This is a genomic window from Segatella copri (assembly GCF_019249765.2).
Lineage (GTDB): Bacteria > Bacteroidota > Bacteroidia > Bacteroidales > Bacteroidaceae > Prevotella > Prevotella copri_K.
This window is the reverse complement of sequence record NZ_CP152484.1, coordinates 1,415,193-1,438,371: the sequence shown is the minus strand read 5'-3', so window position 1 is coordinate 1,438,371 and position 23,179 is coordinate 1,415,193. Positions and strand designations below refer to the sequence as shown.

The 23,179-nt window shown below is 49.3% G+C and carries 19 protein-coding genes; 13 read left to right on the top strand and 6 right to left on the bottom strand.

Annotated elements, in window-relative coordinates; translation table 11 throughout:
* Positions 1 to 33 precede the first annotated feature (33 nt).
* Genes KUA46_RS06520 through rsxA form a run of 6 tightly spaced genes read left to right on the top strand, consistent with a single transcriptional unit; the run spans position 34 to position 5,206 of the window.
* Complete coding sequence (locus KUA46_RS06520) at positions 34 to 876, top strand: Fe-S cluster domain-containing protein (protein WP_218487179.1); 843 nt, start codon at positions 34 to 36, stop codon at positions 874 to 876.
* A gap of 2 nt (positions 877 to 878) precedes the next feature.
* On the top strand, positions 879 to 2,231 hold the full coding sequence (gene rsxC / locus KUA46_RS06515) for an electron transport complex subunit RsxC (protein ID WP_117727673.1): 1,353 nt from the start codon (positions 879 to 881) through the stop codon (positions 2,229 to 2,231).
* A gap of 50 nt (positions 2,232 to 2,281) precedes the next feature.
* Positions 2,282 to 3,283: an RnfABCDGE type electron transport complex subunit D gene (locus tag KUA46_RS06510; RefSeq protein ID WP_218487180.1), complete on the top strand. Its 1,002-nt coding sequence runs from the start codon at positions 2,282 to 2,284 to the stop codon at positions 3,281 to 3,283.
* Between the two features lie 13 nt (positions 3,284 to 3,296).
* The gene (locus KUA46_RS06505; protein WP_118416515.1) at positions 3,297 to 3,971 is read left to right on the top strand and encodes an RnfABCDGE type electron transport complex subunit G; all 675 of its coding nucleotides are present in this window, start codon (positions 3,297 to 3,299) and stop codon (positions 3,969 to 3,971) included.
* A gap of 6 nt (positions 3,972 to 3,977) precedes the next feature.
* On the top strand, positions 3,978 to 4,562 hold the full coding sequence (gene rsxE, locus KUA46_RS06500) for an electron transport complex subunit RsxE (protein WP_022121864.1): 585 nt from the start codon (positions 3,978 to 3,980) through the stop codon (positions 4,560 to 4,562).
* Positions 4,563 to 4,603: 41 nt separating this feature from the next.
* The gene (rsxA, locus tag KUA46_RS06495) at positions 4,604 to 5,206 is read left to right on the top strand and encodes an electron transport complex subunit RsxA (protein WP_006848658.1); all 603 of its coding nucleotides are present in this window, start codon (positions 4,604 to 4,606) and stop codon (positions 5,204 to 5,206) included.
* A 168-nt stretch (positions 5,207 to 5,374) separates the two neighbouring features.
* Here rsxA and KUA46_RS06490 read toward each other — a convergent pair whose 3' ends face one another.
* A complete protein-coding gene (locus KUA46_RS06490) occupies positions 5,375 to 6,346 on the bottom strand; it encodes a hypothetical protein (RefSeq protein WP_218487181.1) in 972 nt (323 codons plus the stop codon).
* A 319-nt stretch (positions 6,347 to 6,665) separates the two neighbouring features.
* Here KUA46_RS06490 and KUA46_RS06485 point away from each other — a divergent pair, with 319 nt between their 5' ends.
* Positions 6,666 to 8,147 carry a tagaturonate reductase gene (locus tag KUA46_RS06485; RefSeq protein ID WP_117727669.1) on the top strand — a complete coding sequence of 494 codons (1,482 nt, stop codon included), beginning with the start codon at positions 6,666 to 6,668 and terminating at the stop codon, positions 8,145 to 8,147.
* A gap of 147 nt (positions 8,148 to 8,294) precedes the next feature.
* Here KUA46_RS06485 and KUA46_RS06480 read toward each other — a convergent pair whose 3' ends face one another.
* From KUA46_RS06480 to KUA46_RS06465, 4 genes are all read right to left on the bottom strand, one after another.
* On the bottom strand, positions 8,295 to 10,280 hold the full coding sequence (locus KUA46_RS06480; protein ID WP_218487182.1) for a KUP/HAK/KT family potassium transporter: 1,986 nt from the start codon (positions 10,278 to 10,280) through the stop codon (positions 8,295 to 8,297).
* A gap of 318 nt (positions 10,281 to 10,598) precedes the next feature.
* The gene (locus tag KUA46_RS06475; RefSeq protein WP_153081607.1) at positions 10,599 to 11,459 is read right to left on the bottom strand and encodes a tRNA threonylcarbamoyladenosine dehydratase; all 861 of its coding nucleotides are present in this window, start codon (positions 11,457 to 11,459) and stop codon (positions 10,599 to 10,601) included.
* Positions 11,460 to 11,567: 108 nt separating this feature from the next.
* Positions 11,568 to 11,663: a smalltalk protein gene (locus KUA46_RS06470; RefSeq protein ID WP_153072405.1), complete on the bottom strand. Its 96-nt coding sequence runs from the start codon at positions 11,661 to 11,663 to the stop codon at positions 11,568 to 11,570.
* A gap of 97 nt (positions 11,664 to 11,760) precedes the next feature.
* Positions 11,761 to 12,315 carry an HU family DNA-binding protein gene (locus KUA46_RS06465; RefSeq protein ID WP_218487183.1) on the bottom strand — a complete coding sequence of 185 codons (555 nt, stop codon included), beginning with the start codon at positions 12,313 to 12,315 and terminating at the stop codon, positions 11,761 to 11,763.
* 766 nt (positions 12,316 to 13,081) lie between these two features.
* On the opposite strand from KUA46_RS06465, the gene KUA46_RS06460 reads away from it, so the two are divergent.
* The 6 genes from KUA46_RS06460 (at position 13,082) to KUA46_RS06435 (ending at position 18,902) form a co-directional block, all read left to right on the top strand.
* Positions 13,082 to 14,422 (top strand): hypothetical protein, encoded by a 1,341-nt coding sequence (locus KUA46_RS06460; protein WP_218487184.1) that lies wholly within the window; start codon positions 13,082 to 13,084, stop codon positions 14,420 to 14,422.
* Positions 14,409 to 15,005, top strand: a complete 597-nt coding sequence (locus KUA46_RS06455) for a hypothetical protein (RefSeq protein WP_218487185.1) — start codon at positions 14,409 to 14,411, stop codon at positions 15,003 to 15,005. Before KUA46_RS06460 ends, KUA46_RS06455 begins: the two co-directional genes overlap by 14 nt.
* 174 nt (positions 15,006 to 15,179) lie before the next feature.
* Positions 15,180 to 15,461: a DUF3127 domain-containing protein gene (locus tag KUA46_RS06450; protein ID WP_022121856.1), complete on the top strand. Its 282-nt coding sequence runs from the start codon at positions 15,180 to 15,182 to the stop codon at positions 15,459 to 15,461.
* 65 nt (positions 15,462 to 15,526) lie between these two features.
* Positions 15,527 to 15,829, top strand: a complete 303-nt coding sequence (locus KUA46_RS06445; protein WP_218487186.1) for a cell division topological specificity factor — start codon at positions 15,527 to 15,529, stop codon at positions 15,827 to 15,829.
* A gap of 3 nt (positions 15,830 to 15,832) precedes the next feature.
* On the top strand, positions 15,833 to 18,337 hold the full coding sequence (locus KUA46_RS06440; protein WP_218487187.1) for a VirE protein: 2,505 nt from the start codon (positions 15,833 to 15,835) through the stop codon (positions 18,335 to 18,337).
* A 4-nt stretch (positions 18,338 to 18,341) separates the two neighbouring features.
* Positions 18,342 to 18,902 (top strand): DUF5675 family protein, encoded by a 561-nt coding sequence (locus KUA46_RS06435; RefSeq protein ID WP_218487188.1) that lies wholly within the window; start codon positions 18,342 to 18,344, stop codon positions 18,900 to 18,902.
* Positions 18,903 to 18,954: 52 nt separating this feature from the next.
* Here KUA46_RS06435 and KUA46_RS06430 read toward each other — a convergent pair whose 3' ends face one another.
* A complete protein-coding gene (locus KUA46_RS06430; RefSeq protein ID WP_218487189.1) occupies positions 18,955 to 23,154 on the bottom strand; it encodes a translocation/assembly module TamB domain-containing protein in 4,200 nt (1,399 codons plus the stop codon).
* Positions 23,155 to 23,179: the final 25 nt, after the last annotated feature.

The window sequence follows — 23,179 nt, the reverse complement described above, 5'->3', positions numbered from 1 at the left end:
CAAAGAAAATAACAAAACAAAACACAAAAAATTATGAATTTTATTTTGATTGCTGTCTTGGTTCTCGGAGCAATCGCGCTGATTGCAGCGCTGGTTCTCTTCGGAGTATCTAAGAAGTTTGCCGTCGAAGAAGACCCTCGCTTGGGCCAGGTAGGAGAGGTTCTGCCAGGTGCCAACTGTGGTGGTTGCGGTTTTGCCGGATGTTCCGGTATGGCTGCAGCTCTGGTGAAGGGTGCTGATGCCGGTTCTATCGATGGACTGATGTGTCCGGTAGGTGGTGCCGACGTGATGGACAAGGTAGCCGACCTTTTAGGTATGGCTGTAGCCAATACCGAGCCAAAGGTGGCTGTGGTTCGTTGTAATGGTACTTGCGAGAATCGTCCTCGCATTGCCGAGTATGATGGTTTGCACACTTGTGCAGCTATGAATTCATGTGGCGCTGGCGAAACAGGCTGCGGGTTCGGCTGTCTGGGTTGTGGCGATTGCGTGGCAGCCTGCCAGTTTGGCGCAATCTCTATCAATCCTGAAACTGGCATTCCTGAGGTTGATGAAGAGAAGTGTACGGGTTGTGGTGCTTGCGCCAACGCTTGTCCACGTCATATCATCGAGCTCCGCAAGAAGGGTCCTAAGGGCCGTAGAGTTTACGTTCAGTGTGTAAACCACGACAAGGGTGCTGTTGCCAAGAAAGCTTGTAGCGTTGCTTGCATCGGATGCGGTAAGTGTCAGAAGGTCTGCAAGTTTGATGCTATCACCATTGAGAACAATGTGGCTTATGTTGACTTCAATAAGTGCCGCATGTGTACCAAGTGTGTTGACGAATGCCCAACAGGTGCTCTCGTAAAAGTTAATTTCCCAGTTAAGAAAAAGGAGGAATAATCATGAATTTGAGAACTTTTAGAATTGGTGGAGTTCACCCAGAAGAGAATAAGATTACTGCCGAGATGGCTACTCAGGTAGCTCCTCTCCCTAAGCAGGCTATTTTCCCACTTGGTCAGCACATCGGTGCTCCTGCCAAGCCTGTTGTTGCCAAGGGCGACAAGGTGAAGGTGGGTACACTTATTGCTGAGGCTGGTGGCTTTGTGAGTGCTCCTATTTACAGTTCCGTATCAGGAACCGTGTTCAAGGTAGATACATCTATTGATGCTACCGGTTATCGCAAGCCTTGTATTATTATTAATGTAGAAGGCGATGAGTGGGAGGAGAGTATCGACCGCTCTGATAAACTCGAAACGCTTGAGGCTCATACTGAGCTTACTCCAGAGGAAATCGTAAACCGCATCAAGGTAGCAGGTGTCACGGGTATGGGTGGTGCCGGTTTTCCTACCTTCATCAAGCTTTGTCCTCCTCCAGGAGCCAAGGCTGAGTGCGTCATCATCAACGGTGTAGAGTGTGAGCCTTATATCACAGCCGACTATCGCCTGATGATGGAGCATGCTGATGAGATTCTCGTTGGCTTGAACCTCCTGATGAAGGCGGCTAAGGTAGAGAAGGGCTACATCGGTATCGAGGATAACAAACCTGCTGCCATCAAACTCTTCGAGGAAAAGACTGCTAATGACGCTCGTATCGAGATTGTTCCTCTAGCCAAGAAATATCCACAGGGTGGTGAGAAGCAGCTGGTGGATGCCGTTATCCGCCGTCAGGTTCCTGCTCCTCCAGCTATCCCGGTCAACGTTGGAGCAATTGTTCAGAATGTAGGTACTGCCTTCGCTGTTTATCAGGCAGTTATGAAGAATAAACCTCTCTTCGAACGCTATACTACCGTTACCGGTAAGCAGGTGAAGAACCCGGGCAACTTCCTCGTACGTATGGGTACTCCATTCTCTCAGATGATAGAGAATTGCGGCGGTTTGCCAGAGGGCGACAACAAGGTATTGGCTGGTGGTCCGATGATGGGTAAGGCTGTAATCAGCCTCGATGTACCGGTAACCAAGGGTACCAACTCAATCACCGTATTGACCGATGCTGATGCTCATCGCAAGAAGGCTCAGCCATGTATCCGCTGTGCCAAGTGTGTGGATGCCTGCCCAATGGGCCTGGAGCCATACTTGCTCGCTACCCTGAGCGTAGTGAAGGATTATGAGCGCCTGGAGGCAGAGGAGGTTACATCCTGCATCGCCTGCGGTTCATGCCAGTTCACCTGTCCATCTCATCGTCCTATCCTCGATAATATCATCAACGGTAAGGCAGCGGTAATGGGCATCATCAGAGCTCGCAATGCCAAGAAGTAAGCTTTCACGTCAAGAATGAATTTCATTTAAGAAAGAATTTAAAAGATAAAATGGGAAAATTAATCGTTTCATTATCGCCACACGCTCATGGAAATGAGAGCGTAGAGAAGAACATGTACGGAGTGATTATCGCTCTAGTGCCTGCCATCCTCGCATCTTTCTATTTCTTCGGCTTGGGTTCAGCAGTCGTACTGCTCTCCTCTGTGGCAGCCTGCGTCTTCTTTGAGTGGGCAATTACAAAATATCTCCTGAAGGAGGAGACCAGCTTGCTCGATGGTTCTGCCATCATCACCGGTCTCTTGCTCGGCATGAACTTGCCAAGTAACCTTCCTCTCTGGATCATCATCATCGGTGCCCTGTTTGCCATCGGTGTAGGTAAGATGAGCTTCGGCGGTTTGGGTAACAATCCTTTCAATCCCGCTTTGGTAGGCCGTTGCTTCCTGCTCGTCAGCTTCCCTGCCCAGATGACTTCATGGCCTATAGCCGGACAGATGCTCAACTATACTGATGCTACAACGGGTGCTACTCCGCTGGCTATCATGAAGACAGCCATCAAGACGGGCGATGCTTCAGTTCTCAACCAGTTGCCTGATGCGCTGAGCCTGCTCTTCGGTGCCACTGGCGATACCTTCGGTGCCGGTACTACCGGTGAGGTTTGTGCATTCGCCCTCTTGCTCGGTTTGGCTTACATGCTCTGGAAGAAGGTCATTACCTGGCATATTCCAGTCAGCATCATCGCTACCGTATTCGTTTTCAGCGGTTTGATGCATTTGGCTAATCCTGTTTATGCCAATCCTCTGGCTGTCATCTTCAGTGGTGGTCTGATGCTCGGTGCCATCTTCATGGCTACTGATTATGTAACCTCTCCGATGACCCACAAGGGCATGCTTATCTACGGTGTATGTATCGGTCTGCTGACCGTCATCATCCGTAACTGGGGTAGCTATCCAGAAGGTATGTCGTTCGCCATTCTTATCATGAATGCGTTCACACCTCTTATTAACACATACGTTAAACCAAAGCGCTTCGGTGAGAAGCCTGTTAAGAAATAAGGAGGACAGAGACATGCAGAAATTAGAATCATCATTAAAGAACATGGTGCTTGTGCTGGTGGGCGTTGCGCTCATCGTAGGTGCCGTGCTTGCATATATCAATCATCTTACATCTGGTCCTATCGCCGAGAAGGCTGCACAGAGTCTGGCTGCCGGTATCAAGAGTGTGATGGGTACTGAAGACCTCCAGGTGGCTGAGCCTGAAGAGGTAAAGCAGGAGTTTGGCGGTAAGGAATTCTCTTTTACCATCCACAAGTGCTCTGACAAGAGCGGCAAGCAGCTGGGTGCTGCCGTAGAGAGTACTACCGGTGGTTTCGGTGGCGATCTGAAGGTGCTCGTAGGTTTCGATACCGAGGGCAAAATTATGGGTTATACCGTGCTTCAGGCTTCAGAAACTCCAGGTCTGGGTGCCAAGGCTGCTACCTGGTTCCAGAAGGACGGAAAGGGTAGCATCATCGGTAAGACTCCAAAGGATGGCGACCTCCACGTATCTAAGGACGATAAGAGTGGCAATGCAGTAGATGCCATCACCGCTTCTACCATTACCAGCCGCGCCTTCCTCAAGGCTATCAATCAGGCTTATGCTGCCTATGCAGGTAAGAGTGTTGACGGCGAGAGCGGTGCATCTCAGAAAGCAGATGCAGAGAGTGGTGCATCTAAAGTTGAACATAACGAAAAGAAAGGATAAACCGATATGAGTAATGTTAAGATTTTGATGAACGGACTCATCAAGGAGAATCCAACCTTCGTGTTGCTTCTCGGTATGTGTCCTACTTTGGCTACAACAACCAGCGCCATCAACGGTCTCTCTATGGGATTGGCTACCATGGCGGTGCTGATCTGTACCAACTTTGTTATTTCCTGTATCAAGAAGATTACCCCGGATATGGTTCGCATTCCAGTTTTCATCGTCGTGATTGCAGCCTTCGTAACCATCCTGCAGATGTTGATGAGCGCCTATGCTCCTGACAGCATCAACCAGGCTCTGGGTATCTACATCCCATTGATTGTAGTAAACTGTATCATCCTGGGTAGAGCAGAGAGCTTTGCTGCCAAGAATTCGCCTATTGCCAGCCTCTTCGATGGCATTGGTTGCGGTTTGGGTTTCACCCTCGGTTTGACCATCCTGGGTAGTGCCCGCGAGATTCTCGGTGCAGGTAGTGTGTTCGGTATCACTCTGTTGCCGGAGACTACCAACATTCTGATGTTCATCCTGCCTCCTGGAGCTTTCCTCACCTTGGGTTACATCATTGCTATATTTAATAAGGTAAAGAAGTAAGCGTAGGCATCGCTTCAAATCAATGAAATAAAATAGAAATTATGGAATATTTATTGATATTTATCTCTGCGATATTCGTCAACAACATCGTCTTGTCGCAGTTTCTCGGTATCTGTCCATTCCTGGGCGTATCGAAGAAAGTTGATACAGCCATCGGTATGGGTGGTGCCATCGCCTTTGTCTTGACCCTGGCAACCATCATTACCTGGTGTGTTCAGAAGTATGTACTCGATCCGTTCGGATTGCAATATCTCCAGACCCTGGCATTCATCCTCGTGATTGCAGCCTTGGTTCAGATGGTAGAGATTATCCTGAAGAAGGTTTCTCCTGCGCTTTATCAGGCACTCGGTATCTTCCTGCCTCTGATTACTACCAACTGTGCCGTGCTGGGTGTAGCCATCCTGGTTATCCAGAAGGATTACAATCTGCTTGAGAGCGTGGTTTACGCCTTCTCTACCGCTCTCGGTTTTGCCCTGGCGCTTATCGTTTTCGCCGGCATTCGCGAGCAGCAGGCGTTGGTTCGCATTCCTAAGGGCATGCAGGGCGTAGCTATCGTCATGGTAACAGCCGCTCTCCTCAGCCTTGCCTTCATGGGCTTCTCGGGCGTAGATGGCGGTTTGAAATCGCTCTTCGGATTGGAGTAAATCTTTTACTGGAAGTTGATAAAATAATAATGGGAATTTGCGAACGGTATGAACCGATGCAAATTCCCATTTTTTGTACTTGATTTTTCTTACTCTCTTACTTGAGGTCTTGATTTTTTCTTAACTCTCTGTCTTTATAAACTTGAAATTTTAACTCTTTCTCTTTTCTTATCTTCTGTGTCCGAAGCTTCCACCGCCATTGTTCTTGCTTGGTGTAGAAGAGCGAGGGGTGAACCCGCCGCCACGGTTGCCAGACCCGCTGCTGAATGAACGGCTCATGCTGCTGCGGTTGCCCCCGAAGATATTGCTTCTTCCGCTTCCGAAGCTGCTGTTGCTCTGACGGCTGTTGTTTCCAAAGCCACGGTTGTTGCTGGTGCTGCTGTTGCTGCTGCCGAACCCGCGGTTAGGGCGACTGTTGCTATTGCCGAAGCCACGGTTGCTGCTGTTGCCGAAGCCTCCGTTGTTATTTCCGAAGCCTCCGTTCTGAGGGCGGCTGCTGTTTCCGAAGCCAGCGTTGTTGTTAGGGCGGCTTGCATTACCGAAACCACGGTTTGGATTCATCTGAGGTCTGTTCTCGCGGTTCAGATTTCCGAAAGATCTTCCTCTGCCGTAATCGCCGCGGTTGAATCCGTCTCTCATACCTATTCTCGGATTTCCTCCAGGGCGAGGGCCGCCGAAGCTTCTTCCGTGATACCAGCTTCTGTTTCCGTTTACTCGCCAGCTATGACCTCCACGGTAAGATACGTAGAAGTGAGGGCGACCGAAGTAGAAGTAGTCGCGGCGAGGATAGCGGGCGTAGATACCGAAGTGCCAGTAGCCTGCATTCCAGTAGAGCGGACGGTAGAAATAGGTGGCATTGAGATATGTTCTATACTGCCAGTCGAGCAGGATATAGCTCAAATCCATATTGCGCTGGCGCCAGTAAGCACCATATAGGTCATCGTATGTATCTACACTCATCAGGTAGTCGAGGTTCACCTCGTAAGCTGCCTCATACTGATCTTCCGTAAGATTGAGCTCGTAAGCCATCTTGTCTGTCAGGAAGAGAGCCTGCTGTCTTGCCTGCTCATAACTCATTGCTGAAGCGGTAGTGAATGTCATCATGAACATGGCTACCAGAGCTATTATCATTCGTTTCATAATCGTATATTTTTTAATTGTTATACTTCATGTTTCTTTTTTCTGGTGCAAAGATACGATGTTTTTTGCTTCTACGGTCGGGATTTCCCCTAAAGGGGTGGGGGAAAATCCCTACTTCTTTATTTTGTGCCTGCGCAGTTCTATATATAATAAGGTATAGAACCGGGGCGGAGCGTAAAGGTTTGCGTGAAGATTTTCGCAGTTTTTGGAACAATCAAACGAAATATTTACTACCTTTGCACTCAGAAAAAAACAATCTGATGAATAGATTGGAATTTAAAACGGAAAGTAAAAATAATAAAAACAAAATAAACAAATCATGAAAGAGCTAAAAGCATTAAACAAGCGCACCGCTCCTAAGAGCGTCGCTCCAGAGAAAATCATTCAGTTTGGTGAAGGTAACTTCCTCCGTGCATTCGTAGATTGGATTGTATGGAATATGAATAAGAAGACCGACTTCAACGGTTCTGTCGTTGTAGTTCAGCCATTGGCTGGCGGTATGGTTGACTGGTTGAACGGTCAGGACTGCCTCTATCACGTAAACCTTCAGGGTAAGGAGAACGGCCAGGCTATCAACACATTGGAGCGTATCGACGTTATCAGCCGTGCATTGAACCCATATTCTCAGAACCAGGCATTCATGGCTTTGGCTGAGCAGCCAGAGATGCGTTTCATCATCTCTAACACAACAGAGGCTGGTATCGCATTCGATGACTCTTGCAAGTTTACAGATGCTCCTGCAGCTTCTTATCCAGGCAAGTTGGTTCAGCTCTTGTTCCACCGCTATAAGTTCTTCGAGGGCGACCCAACCAAGGGTATGATCCTGATGCCATGTGAGCTGATCTTCCTCAACGGTCACCACCTCAAGGAGTGTATCTATCAGTATATCGAGCTCTGGAAGGGCGATATGGGTGCTGATTACGAGGGCTTCAAGGAGTGGTTCACAAACCACTGCTACGTTTGCGCTACATTGGTAGACCGCATCGTTCCTGGTTTCCCACGCGATACCATCAAGGAGATTCAGCAGAAGGTTTGCTACAAGGACAACCTCGTAGTTAAGGCAGAAAGCTTCCACCTCTGGGTTATCGAGAAGGCAGAAAATATGACTGTAGAGCAGATGCAGGAGGAGTTCCCAGCTCACAAGGCAGGTCTCCACGTGCTTATCACAGATAACGAGAAGCCATACCACGAGCGTAAGGTTACCCTGCTGAATGGTCCTCACACCGTATTGAGCCCTGTTACATACCTCAGTGGTGTAAACATTGTTCGCGATGCCTGCGAGCACCCGGTATTGGGCAAGTACATCCACAAGGTACAGTTTGAGGAGTTGATGCAGACGCTGAACCTCCCAATGGATGAGTTGCAGAAGTTCGCTTCTGACGTATTGGAGCGTTTCGAGAATCCATTCGTAGATCATCAGGTAACCAGCATCATGCTCAACTCATTCCCTAAGTTTGAAACTCGCGACCTGCCTGGTGTCAAGATTTATCTTGAGCGTAAGGGCGAGTTGCCACAGGGATTGGTATTCGGTCTCGCTGCTATCATCACTTACTATAAGGGTGGTGTTCGCGAGGATGGTGCCCCTATCCAGCCAAACGATGACCAGAAGATTATGGACAAGCTCACCGAGCTTTGGGCTACCGGCGATACTCAGAAGGTAGCTGAGGGCGTATTGGGCTTCGACTATATCTGGCACGAGGATTTGAACAAGACAGTTCCTGGCCTTACCGAGTTGGTTAAGAAGGATCTTGACCTTATTCAGGAGAAGGGCATGCTGGAGGCTGTTAAGACTATCCTCTAATTAAAAAAAATGTTCGTTCATAGGTTCAAATAACGATTTAGATTTGAAAATAGTTATAAGGTTTTGTGTTAGTTGTTAGCTATAATCTTCTAGCTAATAGGTTAAAGGCGGGGAGCTTGTGAAAGCGCCTCGCCTTTTTGCTTATTGTCAGCTTTGTGATGTTTCAGAATCCTTAATGACCTTAATGACCTTGTCCTTAACGACCGGATGGTTGATGATGAGCGGCACTCTTTCTACCACTACCATGGAAGTGTCGAGGCCCAATGCCTTAGGCTCGTCAATACCTATCTTGCTGATAAGAGCGTAGATACTCATCAGCAGGTTCTGTTGGCGATTATCTGAACTCTCCGGGTAATATACGCGGTGAATGATGATGAATCGGAAATCGCCCGGAATTCCGTATTTGCGCAGCGAAGGATAGGTGCTTTGCAAATCTACCTTTCCGTCTGTTACCAGATCTTCCACTACTTGTCGCAGATAGAGACTCACCCTAGGCTCTATGCGGAAACCAATGTGCATGGTTACGCTGTAGAGGGTGTCGGGAATCAGGGTCTCGCAGTTGTACTCCAGCGTGTCAGGAGTGTCAACAAACTCCATGTTGATAAGCCAGTAATGGTCAGCACGTTTCGGCTGCTTGTTGATGATGGAGTAGAGCAACTTGTCATCTACGGCACCTTCCTTGTTGGCATGGTTCACATAAACCAGGTTGGAAGCGTACTTAGGGATGCTCTCGTCGGCCTTGATGTCGGAGATAATCTGATAATAATCATCCAGCGGTTTGGTACTGATATAATGGCGTCGTATCTTCATGGCTTTCACCCACACGTACATCATCAGGAACAGGATTCCTCCAATGAGCATCGTACACCATCCACCTGCAAGAAACTTTGACAGATTGGCAGTCAGGAAGATGGCTTCGATGATGCAGTATGCGCCCATAAACAGCATCGTGAAAATCCGTGCCACACCCTTGCTGTGCAGGTAGAAACCGAGCAGCAGGGTAGTCATCAGCATGGTGATGGTGATGGCGAGTCCGTAGGCTGCCTCCATGTGCGAGGAGTCGCGGAAGAGCAGGATGATGAGAACCACGCCGATGTACATGGCGAGGTTGATCATCGGGATATAGAGCTGCCCCTTAACATGGGTAGGATGCTTGATTCGCATGCGCGGCCAGAAGTGCAGGTTCATGGCTTCGCTCAATATGGAGAAGGTTCCGCTGATGAGTGCCTGGCTCGCAACGATTGCCGCACCCGTGGCCATGATGATGGCGAAGAACAGCATGCTCTGCGGCATGATGGCAAAGAACGGATTCGCTGCCAGTGCCGTATCAGCATGATTCAGCACCCATGCTCCCTGTCCCAGATAGTTGAGAATGAGCATGGTCTTTACGAAGCCCCAGCTGATGGCGATGTTCTTTCTGCCGCAATGTCCCAGGTCGGAATAGAGAGCCTCTGCACCGGTAGTACAGAGAAATACGGCACCCAGAATCAGAAACCATTCAGGCGATTTTGCCAGCAGCATGGCTGCATAATAGGGGTTGAAAGCCTTCAGTATCAATGGGTAAGACGTGATGCTGAAAGCTCCCACTACGCCCAGCAGCAGGAACCATAGCAGCATAAATACGCCAAACGATTTGCCAATACTCTCTGTGCCAAACCGCTGCACGAAGAAGATGATGGTGATGATGGCAAGGGTGATGGGGATAACTGGCAGGTTGGGACTGATGCTTTCGAGTCCTTCGATGGCTGTGGTCACGGTGATGGCAGGGGTGATGATTCCGTCTGCCAGCAGGGTGCTTGCGCCAATGATGGCCAGTAGGTAAATCCACTTGTACTTGAGTCGGCGCAGCAAGGCATAGAGGGCGAGGATGCCTCCCTCGCCATTGTTGTCGGCACGCAGCGCCACGCATACATATTTGATGGTGGTCTGGAGGGTGAGTGTCCAGATGATGCATGACAGTGCGCCCAGGATGGTGCTCTCGCTGATGCTTTCGCCCGTATGCAGGATAGCCTTCATCACATAGAGAGGTGATGTTCCGATGTCTCCGAATACAATGCCTAATGTAACGAGCAATCCCAGAAAGCCTACTCTGTGATGATTGCAGGCTACTGAACTTTCTGCTTTTTCTTTCATTTTTCTTCTCTTATTTAAATTAAATATTATCCTTTTTGGGACATGAAAATGTCCTTTGTGATTATAAATTTGCGTGCAAAGGTATAAACATAAGCGGTAAGATAGAATTTGTTTAACAAGATTTATCGGATTTAACCTTTATTCTTTGGCGATATGAAGAGACGAATAAAGGCGAACGCCGATAAGACTACTCCCGAGAAACTTCTGAACCTAGCGAAACTTGAATAATTAATAAAGGCGGGGAGCTTGTGAAAGCGCCTCGCCTTTTACGTATGTTTTGTAAGTTTCTTTTCAAGTGACTGTTGTAAAGAAAAACAGTTATTCAATGATGTGGTTGATGACCATTCCTGCGATAGCCATTCCGAAGGTTGCGGTGATGTGGCAGAGCGAACCGTTGATCTGTGCCTTAGTAGAGCACCATTCGTGTTCTACCAGTTGCTGGTCGCCCGGAGCATCATATACGGCAGTATCGGTACCCCTCTCTCCGCTAATGAGTTTGGCTTTCGGGCATAGGCATCCGCCCGTGCCGCAGGCTTTGTTCACCCCTTGGTTCTGCATCGGTTTTTCTTCACTGTATACGCACTGGAATTTTCGTCGTGGGAAGGTCTTGTTCTTTTTGAATTTCTTTCGCAGTGCTCTTGCCAGCGGGTCTCCATCCACCTTCCAGAATTCAGATTTTCTTACCATGAATGGGTCGGTGCGCAGGGCAGCTCCCATAGAAGATATAAAGGTGATTTCCTTAGGCAGGGCAGTGGCACGCAGAATGAGGTCAGCCTTATCCTTGAGCGAGTCGATGGCATCGATGATGAAGTCGTATTGCTCCATGTGGAATTCATCGGCAGTTTCTGCCTGATATATTTTCTGATAGGCTGTGATGTTGGCATCGGGGTTGATTTCGAGCAGTCGGTTGCGCAGCGCCTCTACCTTCACATCGCCTATGGTTCGGCTTGTAGCCATCAGCTGGCGGTTGCAGTTGGTTACGCATACCCTGTCGCTGTCTACGATAGTGATGTTTCTCACGCCGCTTCTCAGGAGTCCTTCTGCGCACCATGATCCTACTCCTCCGATACCGAAGATGAGCACTCTTGCCTTCTGAATTTTCTCAAGATTATCTTTTCCCAGGAGCAGTTCGGTGCGTCGCTGCATTCCCCGCTCCATTTTCGTTATTTTATTCTCCATTTTATTGTTTGTAAAGAATTCTAATGTATATTCTGATGCAAAGTTAGTGAATAAAATCCGATGTCGGCTGATATGAATAAATGTTTATAATTCTTTAACTCATTTTTTTTATCCCATGCAGCTCGTTACTCCGAGCGTAGTAGCGATAGCGGTCAGAATGCTGATGGCTATCTGCAGAATTGTTTTCCAGGTGTTCGCTTTCATTTTTTTTGAATGTTGAATATTGAGTGTTGAATGTTGACTTTTTGTGGGCGGATAGGCTGGGGCTAGGGGCTAGCACCCTAGCCAGTCTATCCTTGGACTATTCAAGGCCGTCGCCAGTATCGTCCTTGCCGGTAGTGCCGCCGCCTGATTCAGAGCCTTGGCCGTCGCTGCCCGTGCCACCGGTGGTTCCTGAGCCGCCCTGGGGTGAGCCGCCAGGAGTGCCGGTGTTGTCGGTGCCGATGAAGGCGCCATACTCTTCAATCTTGCACTTCTTTCTGAGCTCGGAGTTGCTCCAGGTTTTGGTGTTGCGTACAATCAGGTGAACGCCCTCAACGCTGGCAGCGGTTACTTTGTCGCGGGTGTCTTCCGCTTTTGAACTCATGCCGATGGAGAAGAGGCCGAGACCTGAGAGGCGGACGCTCTTGCCGTCGAGAATCAACTCCTGCAAGTGGTCGAGAGCATCCATCAGTACACCGTGGATGGTGCCTCGGCTGTATGGCGATCCGTGGTCGGCGATGTGAGAAACGAAGCCTTCGAAATCTACTTCGCGGTCGGTTACTGAGGTGGCATACCACTTTTTCTTACCTGCGTTTTCTCCACTCTGTGGTGTACGCTGAATCTTACGATACTTCAATGTTCCTTTCTGTTCCATGTTCTTTTAGTGTTTAATGTTTAGAGTCTGGTGTTATGGGAAGCCGCCGCCATCTTTTGTCCGGAGCTTGATGAGGCTTTTCCTAATCACGATGCAAAGATACGCATTTTTTCTGTAACTGCCAAATTTCAGGTTGCAGATAAGGGCTGTTTTCAGCAAAGGGGATGGAGGGAGGAAGAGAAGGGAGGGGGACCTGCGATGGAACCGCAGGGAACGGGGGCAGGCGGGGGAGGCGAGGCGAGAGGGCGGGGGAAGAGCGATTCTCGTTAATAAAACAAAAAATATAGAGTAGGGGCTCGCTACTCTTAGAGTTATGAGGGATAAGTCATAGATTAGCGCAGAGAGAAACGCTATGGAGGGTGATTCTGGTGCTGCGTTTTGCTGACACTGACACTGACAGTTTTTGTTTCTGCTAGCTGCTCTAATAGGTAAAAGAATGTTAATATAATATTTTATATTTATATATATAAATATAACTTTTCTTCTTACTCTTTTACTACCCTCGGAAAAAATAACTGTCAGTGTCAGTGTCAGAAAATGATAGAAAAAATGTGTTCATTTGTTTGGTCATTCAAAAAATTATATATACCTTTGTGCTACTTTTCGCTTTAAGCGGGAATTGTATTAACAACTATATATTTTTAGATAAAGGATGAGGCCCTGCAGCTTTGTTTCCCGAGCCCAAGCTCAACAAACTTGAACCCCCGAACCGGAACCGCATCTTATACTTTACCCTAAAAACACAATTTAAACAAAAATTATATTTATGAGAGAAGTATTCGAAGGGGACCATAGCCTTAATTATGGAGCTGATGATGAACATTACTTTGTTTATCCTAAGGAGAAAACTCCTTTTGAGTTGTATAAGAAAAAAAATACAACAGCGGAGAAGCAGAAAGAGAAGGTGGAGGATAAAAATGGGCAAAAACAGGTTTCTGTCAGCACCTACCACGACATGATTGATGACGTTAGCCAGAAACTGAAGATTGGATTCGAACAGTATATAATGGCGAAGGAAGGAGAGATTAACAAGCTGAAGAAGGAGCTAGCTAAAGAGAAGAGTATCTCCGATAGTCTGCTATCGAATAACCTGCAGCTGGTTCAGAATCTGGATGAGGCTAAGGAGGAAAATAAGGTTCTGTCTCAGAGTCTTGATAAGGTTCAGGCGGGATACAGGCAGCTGGCGCATAGACTTCGCGAGGTTCAATCGGAAAAACAGCAGCTGGCTCAGAAGCTGGATAAGGTTCAATCGGAAAAACAGCAGCTGGCTCATGACTTGGAAGCAACTCAAGCGGAAAACAGGCAGTTGGCGTATAAACTATATCAGGCTCAGGAATCAAACAAGCTGCTGGCGAAGAATAGTGAAGATATTCTGAAAGCAAACCAGCAGCTGGCTCAGAAACTTGATGAGACTCAAAAGGAAAACCAGCAGCTGGCTCATGACTTGGGTGAGGCTCAGACGAAAAATAAGGAGCTGGCTCGGGGTCAGGGAGAGGCTATGGCGGAATGCAGTATGCTGGAATATAAACTGGAAGAGGCTCAGGCGGAAAACCAGAAGCTCAGTAAGAAACTTGATGAAGCAAGAGATGAAATCAGCAGTCAGGATATCGCCATTCGTCGCATGAAGAAAGATGCAGAACGTAAAGATACAGCCATGCAGGTCGATGTATCTGAGGTGAAAGAAAAATTTGCCAGAGAAATGATTGACTCCGGTATCAGATTTGTTAAAGATATGAAGACTGCGATAGATGATTCGCAGACTTTTAAATGTATGGGGCTGTTAAACCATATGACAGATGATTGCTTTGGCAAACATGAACCTATACATCGCGAACTGAAGGATATGATTCAAGGCATTTTTGGCAGTCGTGAACAAGTTGCAAAGGAGCAGAATGAACCTAGGCCTAACAATGTTACGGTAGAAAAAGGAGGGGTGTACAATGCTGAGGTTCATCATCAGGATATTCATCCTAAGGTGGACAAGCGGGATTCTCTTCCTGAGGCGGACCTGCCGGGTTCTCTTCCTGAGGCGGATTTGATGGATTCTCTGCCTAGATACAAACGTAGAAGATTTAGATTAGAAGGAGAAGATTATGAGTGGAAATAAGATTATTATATGCCCTGGGGCTTATTACAACGAGCATGTTGAACAGCAGAATATCTTTGGCGTGGTGAATGTATATCCGCCGAAAGATGGAGGGAGAGGCGGACAGACGGTTTCTTCTGTACAGCTGATTGACTGTTCGGAGGATGAGGACCTCGAGGCGGAAGATGTTGCTGCTGCTGACATCAGCCAGAAGGAAACCGGTAGGGGCAGAAAGAGCGAGTGTCTCTTTGCCCGTGATGAAAACTACTGCGTCAAGGACGAGGCGGAAACCCGCAAACAGGCTGATCTCTTCTGCAGATTCCTAGAGCAGAATGAGTTGGCAGGGCTGCCTACCAGTTCTAGTAGAAATTCGCCCCTGAACATCGCCATCTTCTCCTTCCTTGATCATTGGAAAGAATATGGGGTAATTCCCCGCAAGCGAGCGGTAGGAGTGAACACCATCTTCCGATTCCTGACCGAAGACTGCAAAATCAAGAAGGATGCAATAAAGAAGTCGTTCAATAATGCCTTCTGTAACAAGCCCCTGGAAAAGGATTCCGATATGGAGAAGCTGGTGGATGCATTTTTTGAAGAGAATATGTAGGATTAATGACTGAAAAAAAGAAAAAACGTAGGAAAAAATAATTAATCCTATTTTGCCTATTTATCCTAAAGGTGAAAAAGCCGTATCTTTGCCCCGTAATCAGATGACAAGTCTGGTTGCGGGGCATTTTTTTTGTCCGTAAATATGATTTATTAATTTTTAATTATTAAGTTTATGAAAAAGATGAAAGTAGTCAAGCTTCTTGACGTTCAGAGTGGTGTAAGCCAGCAGACAGGTAATCCTTGGAAATCTCGCGAGGTAGTGGTGGAATCAATGGAGAATGCGGTTCATCCCGACCGGTATGTGGCGCGGCTCTTCGGCGATGCGGTAGACAAGTTTACGGCTAAGGAAGGCGATGTACTGGGCATCGGGCTCCGCCACAGCGTGAGGGAGTATAACGGCAGATATTATGGCGAGACGCATATCTCGGAGTTTGAGCAAGTACAGCCATTCTGATGTTAGTTAATAGTTGACAGTTAATAGTTTATAGAGTTTTGCTTATTATAAAAAAATAAAGAATTATGTATATTAAGATTCAGATTTCAGATGCTGTGTATCAGGCTCTCCTGACGCAGGGCAAACGCAAGAAGGGCTCTATCGCCCTGGTCAGCCCCAAGGAGGGTAATTTCAACGCATTCGCCAGCAATAGCGAAACGCGGAAACAACGCAAGTTTATACGGCTGGCTCATGGAAGTGCCAGCGTGGGCGATGAGGATGTGAGAATGCATCTGCGTATCAGCCGCAGAGAAGCCGAGGTTATGCCGGCTCAGGTTATCTGCGAAGAGAGTGAGATTGCCGGTGAGTTTGTAATGAAAAATTGCTAGTCTATGAGTTTTGGAATATCCGAAAGTGTAAGGAGCAGGGCGGTACAGGTTTGTACGCCCCAGCTCTTTCATCAGGCAGCCCAGAGCGGTGTGGTGGTGAAGACTTGCGCCGAGATAGAAGACGCACTTGAGAGCCTGCGCAGAGGCGAGATGAGCAAGGATGATTATGTGGCGCTGAAGACGAAGTTGAAGGCTAAACTCCCGATTCTCACTCCGCATGCTACCTTCAAGAACGGCCGACGACTGAATGCGGATGCCATCCCCAGCGGGCTTTCTATCTACGACAAAGACCATATTCCCGACCCGAGAGGGTGGTGGAAGACGAAGAGCCAGGAGCTGAAGCAGAATAAGCCTGAGGTGCTGGAATGCATCCTGCTGGTTCATGTTACGCCTTCGCTCGAGGGACTGAGGCTTGTCTTCGTTATCCCGGGGGGAATGAACCTGGCTGATGCGCAGAAATGGATGTCGGAGCAGCTGGAGGATAAGGATTATGATTCTTGCGTGAAGGACCTGGCTCGGCCTTCGTTCATCGTGCCCGAAGACTATATCCTCTTTATTAATGAAGAGGAGCTGTTTAAGGATAGAGAGGCTGCAACCCCGAGCGAGAAGCTGAAAAAGGACGGAGAGCTGAAGGGGAACGGAGAACTGAAGGGGGACGGGGCTTGGAAAGCCCCGGAACGGGGGCTGCCTGACGGGAGACCGGAGGGAGCTGCTGAAGGAGACGGAGCTGGTGCTGAAGGCAAGCAGGCTGACGGCGGAGCTGCTGAAGGAGACGGAGCTGGCGCTGACGGCAAGCAGGCTGACGGCAAGGGTGCTCCTGCCAGCTATCCCAAGGAATACCAGGGGGTGCCTTATCCGGTTATCATAGAGAAGCTGATAGAGCTGCTGGGAGGAGAGCCGCAACATGGCTCCAGAAACTCGTTTATCTTTACATTAAGCTGCTATCTCCGTTATCTCTGCGATGATAATGCGGAATGGATCAAGCAGGTGATTCCAACCTTTGGCGAAGACCGGAAGAGGGCGTTCATAACCGTGGAGAGTGCCTGCAACAGAAAGCAGAGCTACCGAATGCCCAGCATCGTGAGCAAGGCCGTAGAGCTGGTAAGGAATGAAGAGATGAATACGCTTTCTGCCAACTATGATGACAGCGATTTCGGCGATATCAACAATCCGGAATCTTACTTCTATCATATTCATCAGATGCCGGAAAAATTGCCCAAACTCATCAGACTCCTGATTTCGAAAACACCGGGGATTTACCGTCCAGCCGTATCGCAGGCCATCTTCCCGCCACTGGCATCGCATCTCTGCGAAACCCGATTCCGCTATCTCGATAATGTAGAGCATGAGGCTACCATTTCTTCTATCTTGTGTGCCCCTACAGGAAGCGGAAAGGAAGCCATCACGCAACCTATCAACCACATCATGGCTGACATCAGAAAGCGGGATGCTGAACAGAGAGAAAGAGAGCGACTATGGAAAGATGAATGCAACCGCAAAGGCTCGAACAAAGACAAGAGAGAAAGACCGCAAGGACTTGTTATACAAGAGGTTAATATTGATATGACGAACCCTGCCTTTGTGCTCAGAATGAAGGAGGCTGAGAACCATTTCCTCTATTCAAAACTGAACGAGCTGAACCTCTTCGATGCGCTGAAGGGCAAGACTAACCAGCACTTCCGCATCATGGAGCTTGCCTTCGATCTGGGTAATTACGGACAGGACAGAGTGGGCACACAGAGCGTTACCGAAACCATCAAGGTGCGCTTCAACTGGAATGCCTGCTGCACCCCGAAAAAGTGTCGCGAATATTTCAAAAGGGTGGTAACGGATGGTCCTATCAGCCGTATCTCGTTCAGCACCATCGAGCGCCGTCCATGCGGTTCGGAGCTTCCGGTATACGGCACTTATGATGCAGCCTTCGATGAACAGCTGAAGCCCTATATCGACAATCTGGTGAAGGCTAGAGGACTGGTAGACTGCCCTGGAGCCCGCAAGCTGGCTCAGACGCTTCTGGATGAAAATGCCCAGTTTGCCCGTCTGTCGCAGGATGTGGTATTCGAGAATCTCTCGTTCAGAGCCAATGTCATCGCCTATCTGAAGGCATGCGTGCTGTATGTGGCAAACGGCATGAAATGGGAGAAATCCATCGCAGATTTCGTGCGCTGGAGCGAGCGTTATGACCTCTACTGTAAGTTGAAATTATTTGGACAGATGATTTACGATGCAGACAGAGAGCAGGACAGCGTGCCTAAGACAGCACCGAGGGGTCCGAAGAATATGCTTGAGATGCTGCCCGAACAGTTCTCGCTCAAGGATTATGCCAATCTGCGCAGGGAGCAGGGGTTCGACGACAACCGCAAGCGTACGATGGATGCTGTTTACCAGTGGGTATCGCGCGGATATGTGGTGAAGCTGCTTAAAGATGAAACTGCTGACACTGACACTGACAGTTTAATTTTCCGCAAGGTACATTACAACAGAAGTTATCTTCTCAATAAAGAATAAGCTTATGGAAATAATAGTAAAGCGAATAGCCAAGAAGAAGACCTATACGATAGGTCATCTTTATCTTCTGAAAGAGGAGGAGGTAGAGAGCCGCCAAAGTTTCAGCAAGCGTCTGGAAGACAAACGTGAATTTCGCGATACCTTCTCTGAGACGCTGCTGGATAAGGAGCATTATTTCTGCGATACGCTGGAGCCTACCTGGCGCAATCTGCTGGGCATCACGTTGAGTGCTGGGGAAGTGGATGCCCGTTCGGGCAGGGTGAGCGGCAAGATAGCGCGCAAGGTTCGGGGCAAGACGGCGATACCCGAGGGCACTTATCCGCTGCTTGTTACCCCGTCGCCCAGGTTTAAGTGTTTTCTGCCTCTCGTTCAGGGAGTGCCCGGTTTCGAGGGCATCCGCATCCATGCAGGCAATTATCCTGACGACACGCAAGGCTGCATCCTGGTGGGCGAGAACAAGTTCAGGGGAATGGTTGTGAACTCCCGCATCTGGCTCAACCGCCTCATCAGCCGCATCGCCGAGGCTAGGGAGCAGGGGGAATCTGTATGGATTACGGTTATCTGAAAATAAAAAAGAGGGTGAGTCATCTGGTTATGACACACCCTCTTTTTGGCTTTTATTTCTTTTTCTTCTTCTTCTTTTTGATGCCGAAGAAATCGCGCCAGCCGTTGAAGTCTTTCTTCATGATGAGACCGAGACCCTGCGTGTTCAGACTGTTGCGCGTAAAATAGCGGTCGTTGGTCTGATTGTACATGCGTATGGCGAGGTTGCCGTTAGGGAAGATGAGGTAGCGGAGGTCAAAATCACCGATGAAACTCTGCGTGGCATTCGGATTGTCGCGATAACCGAACTGGCCATTGAAGAGTAACCGGTTGTTGAGCAGCTTGCCACTCAGAATGCCCTCATATTCGGCATTGTTGAAACCTTCATCGCCCGTGGATATGTTGGCACCGAAATTCCAGTTGTTGCTCTTCACCACGTTGGAAAGTACGGTGTTCAGCTGCTGCGAGATGGTGCCGCTCAGCAGGCTCTGCATCGCCAGCGAAGTCTGACTCTGCTGTTCACCGTCCTCGCTCACCTGGTTGTTGTTGGTCTGGGCGTAGAACCGGCCGATGCCCAAGAGATAGAGCACCTGCTGGTTCATCTCTTCCTGAGAATTGATGATAGAGTAGATCATCTGCTTCGCATCGCTGTTAACCGTAGGCAGGTCCATAGAGAAATCTACCTTAGGCGATTGAGGCGTGCCGGTGATGTCCATCAGGCAGTCTACGCGGATGTTGTTGCCCGAGAACGAACGGCCTATGCGCAGGTCGCTCAGCGGCACTCCGTTTACGGTATATTTAGCCCGCAGATTGAGTGGGGCGTTGTATGGGTTGCCACCGAAGGCGATGGTGCCGCCCGGCATAAACTCGAACTCCTTCTTGATGAGATTCTGGATGGTGAGCTTGTAGGTGCCGTGGTCTACCACATAGTTGCCAAACATGTCGAACGAGCCCTTGTTGAAGTAGTTGGCGCGAATTACGCCATCTCCGTTCAGGGTGATGTAATCGCCCGACTGCTCGTCCATAATCAGCTTGAGCGTGAGGTTCTGGTTGGTGTTTACGAGGAAGTTGATGCGCATATCCGATTCGAAATCGATGTCATCCTCTCTCTGTTTCGTGGTTGGAGCCCCGTTCAGGCTGTCCATGATATCCGGCACAATCTCGTGCCAGTGGATAAAGCTCTTGTCGCTGATGGCGTCCGGACTTGCCACATTATATACAAAGATGCTGCCCGGTTCGGGCTCGGCGTTGATATCGATGACGGTTTCGCCGCTCTTGCCGTGGATGCCTACCTCGCCCGTGGCATAGATGGTGCCATAGAAGGTGTTGTCGCCAAACTCGCGGGTATCGAAGCCCAGGAAGTTGTGCGCCTTGATATCGAGGTCGTAGCTCAGCCTGGTGAGGTGCTTGTGGTGGATGCCTCCGCTCAGGATGGCTATGTTGCGGTTGCGGTCGAAGATGGTATCATTCTCTATGAGGATATCATCTGGGATAGCGTGGGCACGGAGCGCATCGAAGGTATAATCGGTGTTGAGCTGCTTGAGGTGTACCTTGCCGTGAGCGGTAATATCGCCCACGAGATTGATGTTTTTCAAATCGCCCACCACATTGAGATGGCCATCGCCCCAGGCTTCTACCTGGTTCATGAAACTGCCGCAGAAATTCTCGAGGAATTTCATGCTGGTGCCCTGGGCATCAATACCCAGGTCGATATAGTTGCGCTTAGGCGAGACGTATCCGTTGATGAGCGTCTGATGCTCAGGACCATCATCGGCAACTGCATGAATATCAATCTGTTCAAGCTCCTTGTTGAAGTTGACACCAGCATGGAGCACACCGAGCGGTCCGTTTTCGAAGGTAAACTCCTTCACGTCTAGCTGGGCGTAGGCATCAGGGTCGTTGAAGAGGCTCTTGATGATAGCCTTGCCCGAAGCCTTGCCGGTGAAATCTACCGAATGGAAATTGACGAGGTTCAGCACGTATGCCACATCCACATCCTTCAGGTCGGCTACGATAGAATCGGTTTTCTCGGGTGTAGCAAGACCGGAAACGATGACGTGCTGCTGGTCGTGGCTCACGGCGAAATGATCTACCAGCAGGCGGTTCTTGCTGTAGATGATGTCGGCAGGATGAACCTTCCACGGTGTGCCGTCGATTCTGATTTCAGACGGGTGTATGGTTACGTGGGCGGTAGAAACATGATTCTCGTTCTTGAAGAACTGCGCCCTGGTATCGATGATGCCCTGGATAGGGAGCTTAGCCGAATGGTTGTTGTAGAAGAGCTTGGCGAAGAGCTGGTTGTCGGCAGCGGCTGCCTTTACGTGGATGCCCGGTCCGTTATCTCCCCATTTGCCCTGCCTGATTTGTGCATCTATCTTGAGCGAATCGTTGATGGTATGCAGTCGCACTTTGGCTCCATGATAGTCTTTTGCGTCATAGCTGAAGTCAGGCACGCTGGCATAGATGTTGACGGTTTTCTCGGCATCGTTCATGAATCCATCGGCAAAGACGGGCTGCTCTATCTTCAGCGGAATGCCCAGCATGCGCTGCAGTATCTCGGTAGAGGTGATTTCTGCCTGGAAGGTGAAATGGTTCTTCGCACTCCTGTCTACCTTGCCGATGCCCGGAAGGGTAGGCAGTTTGCTGGCTACCAGGTTGGTGAAGCTCTTGGTGAGGGTAGCGTAATCGTACTCTCCGTTAACATGGATGCTGGCGAACGGGGCTTCGAGGTCGAAATAGCTGTCCTTGCCCTGATTCTTGGCGCTTACGGTGATGTCATCGAGACTGTAGGTCTTGTCAGAAACCTTCAGTCCCAGGATGGTTGGCAGCAGATGCTGTACATGGGCAGTAGCTGCATACTGCTTGCGGGGGATGGAGTAGGAGCCTTCTACCTGGATGTTGGCGTTAGGGTCGGCGATGGATGCGAGTCCCTCGAGCAATCCCCGGTTATAGCTGCCGTCTATCTGAATGTTGCGGTAGCTGTACTTGTTGAAATCGAAGCGCGGAATGCTGCCCTTGGCATAGAAATGCTGCTTGTTGCCGTGAGCCGAAAGCGATGCTGCCAGAATGCCGAACTGCCCGTTGTCGAGGATTCGGCCCAGGTTGATGCCCTGGGTGTTGATGCTAGCCTTGAGCTCGGAGCCAGCCTTTTCGGCCTTGATGGCTACTTCGCCCACGCCGGTCTTCAGCTGGCCGCGGGTGCCTGCCTTCTTGCCAGCACCATATACTTCACCTATATAATATATGTCGCCCAAGCGCAGCACTTCTTTCGGAATGCTGATGCGTTTGCCCAGATTTCTGGAAACCTCTCCGATGCCATCGCCTGATATCTTGAGGGCTGAGATGTTTGCCTTCCAGCGCAGAAGGCGGTCCCAATCGCTCACACGGCCGTTAGCCCTGAGCAGCAGACTGCCGCTCTGAGTCTTGAATTCGAGGTTATGGATGCGGGCAGATGTACTGGTGCCCGAAAACTGGAGATGAAGCTGCAGGGCATCCTTGAACTTGCGGAGTTCAGGCACGAAGCAGGCAATATCGGCAAGCGTGATGACGGATGGCTTGATGCCGCCCTGAAACTGGAGTGTAGGCTTTACGATATGCTTGTTCTCGATGCGGTAGGTAGCGCGCAGGTCATCAAACTGCAATTGCGAATGAGGGAGCTCGATGCTGAAGTCTCTGAGCAGGGCTTGCTGCTGGTCGGCATCGAGTTTGAATCTCAGATTTCTGAGTTGAAGTCCTGATTTATCTTTCAGCGCTATCTTCTTGACAGCCAGATGGATATCCTTGTCGGTGAGATGGCCCAGAATAATGTGGGCAGAGAGGTCGGTGATGCCTAGATGCTGCGGCGAAAAGACGCCCGGCTTAGGTGCAATATCGCGCTGGTTGTAGGCAACGGCACCATGCCGGATAATCAGGCTTCCGATGTGCAGGTCGAGCGGAGTATGGCGGGTGGTATCTTTCGAAGCCAGCGAATCGAGCACGAACTGGATGTTCATCGGGCTCTTGGCATCCTGCTTGTAGATGTTGGCATTGAGCCCGAAGAGCTGGGCAGATGAAACCGAAATCTTGCCATCCTTCAAAGGCAGGAAATCGAGCTTTGCCGATACGCGCGAAGCACAGATCATGCTGTCGCCCTTCTGGTCGAGCATCATCACGTCATCTATGATAATGCGGTTGAAGAAGCCCAGATTCACCTTTCCGATACTTACCTGAGTGCCGAATTTCTGAGCCAGTGCACCGGCTACTTCAGAGCCGATGAAGGCCTGTACTGGTGGCACGTGCAACAGTACGACAAGCAAGAAA